10 protein-coding genes are annotated in these 12,223 nt (G+C 66.5%); 3 read left to right on the top strand and 7 right to left on the bottom strand.

All coding sequences use genetic code 11. The annotated features are described in order from the left end of the window. Nucleotides 1-3,685: multifunctional oxoglutarate decarboxylase/oxoglutarate dehydrogenase thiamine pyrophosphate-binding subunit/dihydrolipoyllysine-residue succinyltransferase subunit (locus tag ABW137_RS07680; RefSeq protein WP_526398518.1), on the top strand; the 3,685-nt coding region annotated here is incomplete at its 5' end. Nucleotides 3,686-3,736: 51 nt separating this feature from the next. Here the strand turns inward: ABW137_RS07680 and ABW137_RS07675 are convergent. Further along, nucleotides 3,737-4,111, bottom strand: coding sequence for a DUF732 domain-containing protein (locus ABW137_RS07675; protein ID WP_526398516.1), 375 nt, complete (start codon nt 4,109-4,111; stop codon nt 3,737-3,739). Between the two features lie 200 nt (nt 4,112-4,311). Here ABW137_RS07675 and ABW137_RS07670 point away from each other — a divergent pair, with 200 nt between their 5' ends. Further along, complete coding sequence (locus ABW137_RS07670; RefSeq protein ID WP_526398514.1) at nt 4,312-5,142, top strand: SDR family NAD(P)-dependent oxidoreductase; 831 nt, start codon at nt 4,312-4,314, stop codon at nt 5,140-5,142. Between the two features lie 46 nt (nt 5,143-5,188). Here the strand turns inward: ABW137_RS07670 and ABW137_RS07665 are convergent, their stop codons facing one another. Then, complete coding sequence (locus ABW137_RS07665) at nt 5,189-6,025, bottom strand: glycine betaine ABC transporter substrate-binding protein (RefSeq protein WP_526398512.1); 837 nt, start codon at nt 6,023-6,025, stop codon at nt 5,189-5,191. A gap of 8 nt (nt 6,026-6,033) precedes the next feature. Continuing rightward, nucleotides 6,034-7,206, bottom strand: coding sequence for an NAD(P)-dependent malic enzyme (locus ABW137_RS07660; RefSeq protein ID WP_526398511.1), 1,173 nt, complete (start codon nt 7,204-7,206; stop codon nt 6,034-6,036). Between the two features lie 145 nt (nt 7,207-7,351). On the opposite strand from ABW137_RS07660, the gene corA reads away from it, so the two are divergent. Continuing rightward, nucleotides 7,352-8,458 carry a magnesium/cobalt transporter CorA gene (corA, locus tag ABW137_RS07655; protein WP_526398509.1) on the top strand — a complete coding sequence of 369 codons (1,107 nt, stop codon included), beginning with the start codon at nt 7,352-7,354 and terminating at the stop codon, nt 8,456-8,458. A gap of 46 nt (nt 8,459-8,504) precedes the next feature. Here corA and ABW137_RS07650 read toward each other — a convergent pair whose 3' ends face one another. From ABW137_RS07650 to ABW137_RS07635, 4 genes are read right to left on the bottom strand one after another with little or no spacing between them, the layout of a single operon-like run. After that, entirely contained in the window at nt 8,505-9,098 is a 594-nt protein-coding gene (locus ABW137_RS07650; RefSeq protein ID WP_526398507.1) for a suppressor of fused domain protein, read from the bottom strand. Further along, on the bottom strand, nt 9,095-10,267 hold the full coding sequence (locus ABW137_RS07645; protein WP_526398505.1) for an ABC transporter ATP-binding protein: 1,173 nt from the start codon (nt 10,265-10,267) through the stop codon (nt 9,095-9,097). The genes ABW137_RS07650 and ABW137_RS07645 overlap by 4 nt, the downstream gene beginning before the upstream one ends. A gap of 3 nt (nt 10,268-10,270) precedes the next feature. Next, nucleotides 10,271-11,104 (bottom strand): carbohydrate ABC transporter permease, encoded by an 834-nt coding sequence (locus tag ABW137_RS07640; RefSeq protein ID WP_526398522.1) that lies wholly within the window; start codon nt 11,102-11,104, stop codon nt 10,271-10,273. A 22-nt stretch (nt 11,105-11,126) separates the two neighbouring features. Further along, entirely contained in the window at nt 11,127-11,981 is an 855-nt protein-coding gene (locus tag ABW137_RS07635) for a carbohydrate ABC transporter permease (RefSeq protein ID WP_526398520.1), read from the bottom strand. Nucleotides 11,982-12,223: the final 242 nt, after the last annotated feature.

Genomic DNA, 12,223 nt, shown 5'->3' with positions numbered 1-12,223 from the left:
GTTTCGCGAGGATCCCTCCTCCGTCGACCCGAGTTGGCACGAGTTTCTCGTCGACTACTCCCCTGAACCGGCCAACGAGACGGCGACGTCCGGTGCCGCAAGCAGCAACGGGCACGCCGCGTCGAAGTCAGCGACCGCGACGGCTCCCAAGCCCGCGGTAGCCGAGCCGGCCACGTCCGAATCGCCCAAGCCCACGAAAGAGCCCGCCAAGGCCGAATCGGCGAAGGCCGCACCCGCCAAGACCGAGCCCGCCAAGACCGAATCGCCCAAGCCGAAGGCGCCCGCACCTGCCGCCGACGGCGACGAGGTAGCGGTGCTGCGCGGCGCCGCCGCGGCCGTCGTCAAGAACATGAACGCGTCCCTGGACGTGCCGACCGCCACCAGCGTGCGGGCCATCCCCGCCAAGCTGATGATCGACAACCGCGTCGTCATCAACAACCACCTCAAGCGCACCCGGGGCGGCAAGATCAGCTTCACCCACCTCCTGGGTTACGCGATCGTGCAGGCCGTCAAGAGCTTCCCCAACATGAACCGGCACTTCGCCGAACTCGAAGGGAAGCCGAACGTCGTCACCCCGGCCCACACGAACCTGGGCCTGGCCATCGACCTGCAGGGCAAGGACGGCAAGCGGCAGCTCGTCGTCGCAGCGATCAAGCGTTGCGAGACCATGCAGTTCGGCCAGTTCATCGCGGCATACGAGGACATCGTGCGCCGGGCTCGCGACGGCAAACTGACCGCCGAGGACTTCGCAGGCGTCACCATCTCGCTGACCAACCCCGGCACCATCGGCACCGTGCACTCGGTGCCGCGCCTGATGAGCGGCCAGGGCGCGATCGTCGGCGCGGGCGCCATGGAGTACCCGGCCGAGTTCCAGGGCGCCAGCGAGGAGCGCATCGCCGAGATGGGTCTCGGCAAGCTGATCACCCTGACCTCGACCTACGACCACCGCATCATCCAGGGCGCTGAGTCCGGCGACTTCCTGCGCACCATCCACCAACTCCTGCTGTCCGACGACTTCTTCGACGAGATCTTCCGCGAACTGGGCATCCCGTACGAGCCAGTGCGGTGGCGCACCGACAACCCCGACTCGATCTTCGACAAGAACGCCCGCATCATCGAACTGATTGCGGCATACCGCAATCGCGGCCACCTGATGGCCGACATCGACCCGCTGCGGCTGGACAAGACCCGCTTCCGCAGCCACCCCGATCTCGACGTGCTGACCCACGGGCTGACGCTGTGGGATCTGGACCGCGAGTTCAAGGTCGACGGGTTCGCCGGCGCTCAGTACAAGAAGCTACGCGACGTGCTGTCGGTACTGCGCGACGCGTACTGCCGCCACGTCGGGGTCGAGTACACCCACATCCTGGAACCCGAACAGCAGCGCTGGATTCAGGAGCGCGTCGAGGTCAAACACGACAAGCCGACCGTCGCCGAGCAGAAGTACATCCTGAGCAAGCTCAACGCCGCGGAAGCCTTCGAGACCTTCCTGCAGACCAAATACGTTGGCCAGAAACGATTCTCGCTTGAGGGTGCCGAGACCGTCATCCCGATGATGGACGCCGTCCTCGATCAGGCCGCCGAGCACAACCTCGACGAGGTCGTCATCGGCATGCCGCACCGCGGTCGGCTCAACGTGCTGGCCAACATCGTCGGCAAGCCGTACTCGCAGATCTTCAGCGAGTTCGAGGGCAACCTGAACCCGAGTCAGGCGCACGGTTCCGGTGACGTGAAGTACCACCTCGGTGCGGGTGGAAACTACCTGCAGATGTTCGGTGACAACGACATCGACGTGTCGCTGGTGGCCAACCCGTCCCACCTCGAGGCCGTCGACCCGGTGCTCGAAGGCCTGGTGCGCGCCAAGCAGGACCTCCTGGACAAGGGCGACGGTCCCGACGGCTTCTCCGTCGTGCCGCTGATGCTGCACGGCGACGCGGCGTTCGCCGGGCAGGGCGTGGTGGCCGAGACGCTGAACCTCGCGCTTCTGCGCGGCTACCGCACGGGCGGCACCATCCACATCATCGTCAACAACCAGATCGGCTTCACCACCTCGCCGCTGGACTCGCGATCCTCGGAGTACTGCACCGACGTCGCGAAAATGGTTGGCGCACCGATCTTCCACGTCAACGGTGACGATCCCGAAGCTGCCTCCTGGGTGGCCCGGCTCGCCGTCGACTTCCGGCAGAAGTTCAAGAAGGACGTCATCATCGACATGCTGTGCTACCGCCGCCGCGGGCACAACGAGGGTGACGACCCGTCGATGACCCAGCCGGGAATGTACGACGTCATCGACACCAAGCGCGGTGTCCGCAAGACCTACACCGAGGCCCTGATCGGCCGCGGTGACATCTCGATCAAGGAGGCCGAGGACGCCCTGCGCGACTACCAGGGCCAACTCGAGCGCGTGTTCAACGAGGTCCGCGATCTGGAGAAGCACGACATCGAACCCAGCGAATCGGTGGAGTCCGACCAGATACTGCCCGCGAAACTCAGTACCGCAGTGGACAAGTCGCTGCTCGCCCGCATCGGCGACGCCCACTTGGCGTTCCCCGAGGACTTCACCGTGCACCCCCGCGTCAAGCCGGTGCTGGAGAAGCGCCGCGAGATGGCCTACGAGGGCAAGGTGGACTGGGCCTTCGGCGAGCTACTGGCGGTCGGCACGCTGGTCTCCGAGGGCAAGCTGGTCCGGTTCACGGGTCAGGACACCCGCCGCGGCACGTTCACGCAGCGGCACGCAGTCATCATCGATCGCAAGACCGGAGCGGAGTTCACCCCGCTGGAGCTGCTGACGCTCGACGAGGACGGCACGCCGACAGGTGGAAAGTTGATGGTCTACGACTCGGCGTTGTCCGAGTACGCAGCCGTCGGCTTCGAGTACGGCTACTCGGTGGGCAACCAGGACGCGATGGTGTTGTGGGAGGCGCAGTTCGGCGACTTCGTCAACGGCGCCCAGACGATCATCGACGAGTTCATCAGCTCCGGTGAGGCCAAGTGGGGCCAGCTGTCCGACGTCGTGTTGCTGCTGCCGCACGGTCACGAAGGTCAGGGCCCCGATCACACCTCGGGTCGCATCGAGCGGTTCCTTCAGGTGTGCGCCGAGGGCTCGATGACCGTCGCGATGCCATCGACCCCGGCGAACTACTTCCACCTCCTGCGCAGGCACGCTCTCGACGGCATTCAGCGCCCCCTCATCGTCTTCACGCCGAAGTCGATGCTGCGCAACAAGGCCGCCGTCAGCGACATCCGCGACTTCACCGAGCAGAAGTTCCGCTCGATCATGGAGGAGCCGACCTACACCGACGGCGAAGGCGACCGCAGCAAGGTCAAGCGGATCCTGCTGACCAGCGGCAAGATCTACTACGACCTGGCGGCCCGCAAGGCCAAGGACAAGCGCGACGACGTCGCCATCGTCAGGGTCGAGCAGCTCTACCCGTTGCCGAACCGCCGCCTCGGCGTCACGCTCGACGAGTACCCGAATGCCAATCAGTTCTTCTGGGTGCAGGAAGAGCCTGCCAACCAGGGTGCGTGGCCGACGTTCGGGCTGACGATGCCGGAACAGCTGCCCGACAAGCTGACCGGCATCAAGCGGATTTCGCGACGCGCGATGTCAGCACCGTCGTCGGGTTCGTCGAAGGTGCACGCCGTCGAGCAGCAGGAGATCATCGACGAGGCGTTCGCGCCCTAAGGTTCGAGCAGACTCTTCGGTGTTCGGCGCCGAGGAGTCTGCACCGACCGCTCAGATGCCCAGCATGCCCAGTGGGATCGGCGTCTGGCCGTTGGCCAACGAAGCTACCGCGCCGGGGCAGAACATCGAGATGGCAATCCCGGTGAACATCGTCGCGGGCCCCAGCGGCCTGCCGAGCGCGTCGGAAACCCCCGCCGCCACGTTCGCCACTTGCTGCCCCGGCTCCGACAGCATCGGGCACACCGACTGGCCGACCGCGGTAGCCGTCGCCGGGTCGATGCCACCGAGGCCCGCCGAGCTGAGTGCGCCGAGGAACGGGTCGGAGCCGGAGTCTGCCTGGGCAGGCGCGGCCAGCGAGGCTGCGGCGCCCATGACGCCGACGGAGACGGCCAGTGACGCGACGGTCGCGGTGCGGATGCGCTTCATGAGATGTCCTTCGCGCCGGCGTGGCCAACCGTTACCTCGTCGGTGATCCCTCGGGTGGGGTTGGCAGGCCGCGCCATGCCTGCGGCAATCGGCGCGGGAGACGACCCGCGGCGTGTCCAGCAACCCCATGAAGCCGGTACCCGCGGTATCGGCTAACCTGGTCGTCAACTCAACACGCGTCGAACAACAGGAGAATGTCAATGGAGGGCTTCGCCGGGAAAGTCGCCGTCGTCACGGGAGCGGGATCGGGCATCGGGCAGGCCCTGGCCGTCGAACTGGCACGGTCGGGCGCCAAGGTGGCCATCAGCGACGTCGACATGGAGGGCCTCGCCATCACCGAGGAGCGCCTCAAGGCGATCGGCGCTCCGGTCAAGGCGGACCGCCTCGACGTCACCGAGCGCGAGGCGTTCGAGCTGTACGCCGACGCGGTCAAGGCGCACTTCGGCAAGATCAACCAGATCTACAACAACGCAGGCATCGCCTATACCGGGGACGTCGAGGTCAGCTCCTACAAGAACATCGAACGCGTGATGGACGTCGACTTCTGGGGCGTCGTCAACGGCACCAAGGCCTTCCTGCCCCACCTCATCGAGTCCGGCGACGGCCACGTCGTCAACGTCTCCAGCCTCTTCGGCATCTTCGCCGTGCCCGGCCAGGCCGCGTACAACGCCGCCAAGTTTGCGGTCCGCGGCTTCACCGAGGCGCTGCGCCAGGAGATGATCGCAGCCAAGCGCCCCGTCAAGGTCACCACGGTCCACCCCGGTGGCATCAAGACGGCGATCGCGCGCAACATGACCGCCGCCGACGGCGTCGACACCACGGAGCTGGCCAAGACCTTCGACAAGAAGCTGGCCAGCACGACGCCGGAGAAGGCCGCCAAGATCATCCTCGAGGCCGTTCGCAAGAACAAGGCCCGCGTGCTCGTCGGCGCCGACGCCAAGGTGCTCGACGTCCTCGTCCGGATCACCGGATCGGGCTACCAGCGGCTGTTCTCCTCCTTCATCGCCAGGGCGCTACCCAACGCACACTGACGTCTCGCCGGGCGCGCAATCCCCGGATTGGACGCCGCATTTCGCGCTAGTGGCCGAGCGGGTGAGCGTCCAACCACGCGCTCGCGACCGCGCCGGGGTCGGCGCCCTCGGTGACCTGGCGGAGCATGTCGGCAAGCGAGCCGGTGTCGAGTTCACCGGCAATCTCGTTGAGCGCCAACACCTGCCGCTCGTCCAACACGTTTCGCCGATACAGCGGCACCACGTTCTCCGCGCGGATCAGCGACGACTTGTCGGCGAGCACCACCACGCCGTCTGGGACGTCCGGCGCCGCGGTCGACGTCCACGCGGCGTTCACCTCACCCGCCCGCAGCGATGCGAACAACGTTGCCGCATCGGCGAACTCACGCACCGTGGGCAGCTCGCAGGACCCTACCCTGGCCGGCCGGCGATCACCCGCGACAGCGCCGACGTCGAGGCCACGGCAGTGCCGGACGAGATCCCCGAGGTCACGGCCGTCCCACGCGCGTGCCGTCGCATCGGTGACCGCCAGGGCCGGGCTGTCCTGCGCCGACTCGGTGTAGTCACCCGCGGCGATCCCCTCGGGCAGGGTGGAGATCATCGTTCGGTACACCTGTTTGCCCGTCCGCGCCGTCGCATCGGGATCGAAGCGCACCAGCAAGCGCCCCGTGAACCCCGGCGTCACCTCGACGTCCCCGGTGTCCAAGTCCATCAAGGGATCCTCCGTCTGCTCGACGTGCGACGGACTCCCGTAGGAACGCAGCGCGGCGGCATACAGGTGACCCAGCAAGGCCGATTCGCCGTCGGTGGTGGCGCCGACGGCGATCGAAGATGCTTGCGGGGCAGCCCCGCAACCGGCGACGAGCAGCGCGGCGGCGCACGCCGCGACTCGGCGTCTTCCCATCAAGCCGCTCACACCTGCGATGCTGCCGCCACCGCAGCGGCCACCGCCGGACCCACCCGCGGGTCCAACGCGCTCGGCACGATGTGGTCGACGGCCAGATCGTCGCCGACGACGGAGAAGATCGCCTCGGCGGCCGCCACCTTCATCGCCTCGGTGATGCGTCGCGCGCCCGCGTCCAGCGCGCCGCGGAACACCCCGGGAAACGCCAGCACGTTGTTGATCTGATTGGGGAAGTCACTGCGGCCCGTCGCGACGACGGCGGCGTGCTTGCGGGCCGCATCGGGGTGGATCTCCGGGTCGGGGTTGGACAGGGCGAAGACGATGCCGCCGGGAGCCATCGTGGCGATCAGCTCCTCGGGCACCACCCCCGCCGAGAGGCCGAGGAACATGTCCGCGCCCTCGATGGCCTCGGCGATGCCACCCGTCCTGGCGCCGGGGTTGGTCTTCGCAGCCAGCTCGGCCTTGAACGGGTTCAGATCCTCGCGCCCGGAGTGCACGATGCCCCTGCTGTCCAGCAGCGTGATGTCGCGAATGCCCGCCGCCAGCAAGATGTTGGCACAGGCCACCCCAGCGGCACCCGCACCCGAGATGACGATGCGCAGCGTGTGCATGTCGCGGTCGAGCACCTTGGTGGCCCCGAGCAGCGCACCGAGCACGACGATCGCCGTGCCGTGCTGGTCGTCGTGCATGACGGGGCAATCCAGGGCCTCGATGACGCGGCGCTCGATCTCGAAACACCGCGGCGCGGAGATGTCCTCCAGGTTGACCGCGCCGAACGTCGGACGAAGCCGCACGATGGTCTCGACGATCTCGTCGGGATCCTTGGTGTCGAGCACGATCGGGATGGAATCCAGCCCACCGAACGTCTTGAACAGCGCGCTCTTGCCCTCCATGACGGGCAGCGACGCCGCCGGACCGATGTCGCCGAGGCCGAGGACCGCCGTCCCGTCGCTGATCACGGCGACCAGCCGGTTGGCCCAGGTGTACTTCGCGGCCAGCGTGTGGTCGGCCGCGATGGCGCGACTGACCTGGGCGACGCCGGGCGTGTAGGCGATGGACAGTGCCCGCTGGGTGTCCAGCGGCGACTTGAGCGCGACCGAGAGCTTGCCGCCCTCGTGCGCGTCGAAGATCGCGGCGTCGTCGATGACGACCTGAGGAGTGCGCACAATTCCGTTGGACACCAGGCCACCGTACGTCACCTCGTCGGCCGAAATGGGCGGGTTCGACGGGTCCGAACCCGATCGCTGCCAGGCACGGGGCGTACCATCACGAGCGGTCGTTCCGGGGCCCAAAGGGGCTGTTCCGCCCGCTGAGGGGAGGTCACTCGTGCCGTCATTCCGCGCCTTGCAACCGTCGATGCTGCGACCTACGGGCCGCAAGCTGCCCGATCCCGATGCTCACTCGATCCACGTCCCCGTCGCGCGGGCGATGATCGACTGCGGCGTGTACGCCGATGGCGTCCGCCTCCCCGGCAAGTACACGCACGCGGCGGCCCTGGCCAAGGTCCGTGAGCTCCAGATGGACGGCATCCCCTCGGCGTTCGTCTGGGTCGGTCTGCACGAACCCGACGAACACCAGATGCAGGCCGTCGCCGACGTCTTCGGTTTGCACGAGCTCGCGGCAGAGGACGCCGTGCACGCCCACCAGCGCCCCAAACTAGAGCGCTACGACAACACACTCTTCCTAGTACTCAAGACCATCATGTACGTCGAGCACGAGTCGGTAGCCAAGGCCCGCGAGATCGTCGAGACGGGCGAGATCATGATCTTCGTCGGACCCGACTTCGTGGTGACCGTCCGCCACGGCGACCACGGCGGGCTGGCCGGGGTACGCAAGCGGATGGACAGCACCCCGGCCAACTGCGCTCTTGGCCCGTACGCCGTGCTGCATGCGATCGCCGACCACGTCGTCGACCACTACCTCGAGGTCACCGATCTCGTCGAGACCGACATCGACGCGATGGAGGAGAACGTGTTCTCCCCGACCAGCGACACCGACATCGAGCACATCTACATGCTCAAGCGCGAAGTCGTCGAAATGCGCCGCGCGGTCGGTCCTCTGAACCTGGCCATGCAACGGCTTGGCACCGACCACAACGACCTGATCTCCAAGGAAGTCCGCCGCTACATGCGCGACGTGCTCGACCACAACACCCAGGCCTCCGACCGGATCGCCGCGTACGACGAGGTGCTCAGCTCACTTGTTCAGGCCGCCGTCGGCAAGGTATCGATGCAGCAGAACCTCGACATGCGCAAGATCTCGGCCTGGGTCGCGATCGCTGCCGTGCCGACGGCACTCGCGGGCATCTACGGCATGAACTTCGACTACATGCCAGAGCTGCACCAGGAATGGGGTTATCCGGCGGTGCTGCTGGTCATGATCACGGTGTGCACGGTGCTGTACCGCACCTTCCGCCGCAACCACTGGCTCTAGGTCGGACTGGCGGCCCGCCGCTCACGTTGGACTGGCGGCCCGCCGCTCACGTCGGACTGGCGGCCCGCCGCCGTGGATCGTCGACGTCGACCCCGTCCACCCGCCACGCCTCCCTCATCGCGTCCGCGCCCTTGAGCCGCACCCATGCCGCCTCGGTCGGGGTGATCGGCGTCGCCGTCAGCACGACGACGGGATCGTAGGGCGCGGGTAGCTCGATGTCATCGATGTCACTGGCGCCCAACAACATCGCGGTGAACGGTGCGCCCTCCCAAAGGGGTGTCTCGAGGTCGACGAGCGCGTCGGGGACGAGTACCAGCCCCTCCACGGCGGGGGTCGAGGCCACCACCGCGATCGAGCGGACCAGACCAGTCGGCGTCGCGCCACGCTGTGTGACGACGATCTCGGCGCGCGGACCGCCGGCCGAGTCGATCACCATCGAGGTCGGGTCGAGCATCGGATGACGCGAACAACCAAGCGAAACATAGTGATACACACCGCCGACGCTGGGCCCGAAGCGGAGGACCTCGATGGTCTCGGCACCCAGGAACGTCACACTCGCGGCGGCGGGCTCGTCCCGGATTCCGGTCCGAGCGAAGTGCTCGCGCAGCCCCGCGCGAACGTCCGACAGGACGTCGGTCACCCGACGGGAGGGATCGAGAGGTTCAGGCCGGTGTCGGCATCGAACAGCGTCAGCTTCGACGTGTCGAAGGCCAACTCGGCAGTCTGCCCGGCCACGGCCTTCGTCTCGGCGGGAACCCTTGCCACGAACTGGTTTTCACTTGCACCGGATTCCAAGGCCAACTCGTCGAGCTGGGCGGCCCGCGCGCCTTCACCCTCGGTGTGGAAGTGGATGTACTTGTCGGAGCCGAGCGACTCCACCAGGTCGACGGTGACCCCGAACGTAAGTGCCCTGATCCTGGCGTAGGCGTCGATCAGGGCGGCGTCGTCGATGTGCTCGGGCCGGATGCCGACGATCACGTTGGCGGGCTTGGGATGCCGCGCCAACATCTCGTGGACCTCGGTGGTCAACGTGATGTCGCCGAACGGCAGACGCACGCCGACGTCGGTCAACGAGGCCGGGAAGAAGTTCATCGACGGCGACCCGATGAAGCCTGCCACGAACAGGTTCACGGGGCGATGGTAGAGCTCGTCGGGCGTGCCGATCTGCTGCGCGACCCCGCCCAACATCACGACCACCCGATCACCCAGCGTCATCGCCTCGGTCTGGTCGTGGGTGACGTACACCGTGGTGGTGCCCAGCCGGTCCTGCAGGCGCGCAATCTCGGACCGCATCTGCACGCGCAACTTGGCGTCGAGGTTGGACAGCGGCTCGTCCATCAGGAACGCCTTGGGGTTTCGGACGATCGCTCGCCCCATGGCGACCCGCTGCCGCTGGCCACCGGACAGCTGGGCGGGTTTGCGGTCCAACAGCTCCGTCAGATCCAGGACCTTGGCCGCATCCTCCACCTTGGTGGCGATCTCAGCCTTGTTCACCTTTGCCAGGGTCAGCGGAAACGCGATGTTCTGCCGGACGGTCATGTGCGGATAGAGGGCGTAGGACTGAAACACCATCGCGATGTCGCGGTCCTTGGCGGCCTTTTCGTTGACCCGGTCGCCACCGATCCGCAACTCACCGGAACTGATGTCCTCGAGCCCGGCGATCATGTTGAGCGTGGTCGACTTGCCGCATCCCGATGGTCCCACCAGGATGATGAACTCGCCGTCTTCGATGGTGATCGACAGGTCCTTCACGGCCTCGGCACCGTTGGCGTAACTCTTCGTCACGTTTTCCAACACGATCTCGGCCATGAACTATCCCTTCACCGCACCGGACGTCAGACCGGCAACGATCCGTCGTTGGAAGACTAGTACGAAGATGACGATCGGCACGGTGATGACGATCGCGCCTGCCGCGATCGATCCCGTCGGCTCTTCGAATTGCGAACTGCCCGTGAAGTTCGCGATCGCCACGGGAGCCGTGATGGCCCGCTCGGTCGCCGTCAGCGCCAGGGCGAGCAGCAGGTCGTTCCAGGCGAAGATGAACACCAGGATGGCGGCCGTGACGATGCCAGGAGCCGCCAGCGGCGCGATCACCTTGCGGAAGGCCTGTCCCGGAGTGGCGCCGTCCATCTTTGCCGCCTTCTCCAAGTCCCAAGGGATCTCCTTGAAGAAGGCCGACATGGTGTAGATCGCCAGCGGCAACGCGAACGTGATGTAGGGGATGATGAGGCCCGGCCACGTGTCGAACAGGCCAATCCGACGCTCGATGTTGAAGATCGGGGTCACCAATGAGATCTGCGGGAACATCGCGATCAGCAGGGCAACGCCGACCAGGGCGCGCTTGCCGGGAAACGTCAATCTGGCGATCGCGTACGCCGCCATGCCACCGATCACGACGGCGATCACGGTGGTGATCAAACCGATGCCGATCGAGTTGATCAGGGCGGAGGTGAAGGCGCCGTTGTTGCCGCCGCTGAATATCCCCTTGTAGTTGTCGAACGTGATCTGCGACGGAATCAGCTTGCCGTCCTTGACCGTTGACGTTGGCTTCAGCGACAACGAAAGAATCCACAGCACCGGGAACAGTGCGTAGAGCACCACTAGGACGTTGACGACGGTCCAGCCCGTCGCCCGACCGGGACTCACCCGCTCACTCATTGGGACCACCTCATCGAGACCGGTCCTCGTCCGCCCCCGGGGCCGACGCCCCGAAGATCTTGATGTAGATGAACGCGATCACCGCCACGGTCAGGAAGATCAACACGCTGATCGCCGACCCCAGGCCGAGGTTGAAGGCCTTGAACAGGTTGTCGTACCCCAGGATCGACACCGAGCCGGTGTCATTGGCGCCACCGGTCAACACGTAGATGTTGTCGAAGATGCGGAAGGCGTCGAGGGTGCGGAACAGCAGTGCCACCAGAATCGCGGGCTTGATGAGCGGAAGAATCACCCTCGTCAACCGCTTCCACGCCCCCGCGCCGTCCATCTGAGCGGCGTTGAGCAGATCCTGCGGAACCAACGCGAGACCCGCCAAGAGCAACAGCGCCATGAAGGGGGTGGTCTTCCACACCTCGGCCAACACGACGATGGCCAACGACGGAAGTTGTTCGGTGAGTGGCGCCGCGCCCTCCGGGAGGAGATTCGCGAGATAGCCGGTGCCCGGGGTCCACGCGTAGTACCAGCTGTAGGACGCGGCCACGGTGACGATCCCGTACGGAATCAACACCGACGTCCGCACCACGCCCCTGCCGAAGATGGTCCGGTGCATGACAAGTGCCAGCGCCATCCCGAGGACGAATTCGATGGCGACCGAGACGACGGTGATGGCGAGCGTCACCGCGAACGCTGTCCACCAGTACCGGTCGGTGAGGATCGTCGCGTAGTTCTCGAACCAGATGAACTTCGTATCGTCGGGCGCGGCGAGGTTGTACCGCTGCAAGCTGAGCCACACGGCGTAGACGATCGGATAGGCCGTCACGGCCAGCATCAGCAGCACCGCGGGGCTGATCAGCCAGAACGCCAGGCGGCGCTCGGATTTGGTGTCATCGCTGGCGCCTGACGAGCGCTTGCGCGAGGAATCAACCTGCCCTGACGAGCGCTCGCGCTGCCCCGACGACCGCTCGCGCGAGGAGTCGGCCGTCCCGGTGGGGGCCGTCACGGGATGAGCCCCTTGCCGTCGATGGCCTTCTGCACCTGTTCGGTGAGCTCGTCGGCCATGGGCTCGGGGTCGATGTCGGTGATCGGCGCCAGCGTGGCCGACAGCCG

This window comes from Mycobacterium sp. (assembly GCF_040509115.1).
In the GTDB taxonomy this organism is placed as follows: domain Bacteria; phylum Actinomycetota; class Actinomycetes; order Mycobacteriales; family Mycobacteriaceae; genus Mycobacterium.
The sequence above is the reverse complement of the archived record's forward strand: the minus strand, read 5'-3'. Positions and strand labels throughout refer to the sequence as shown.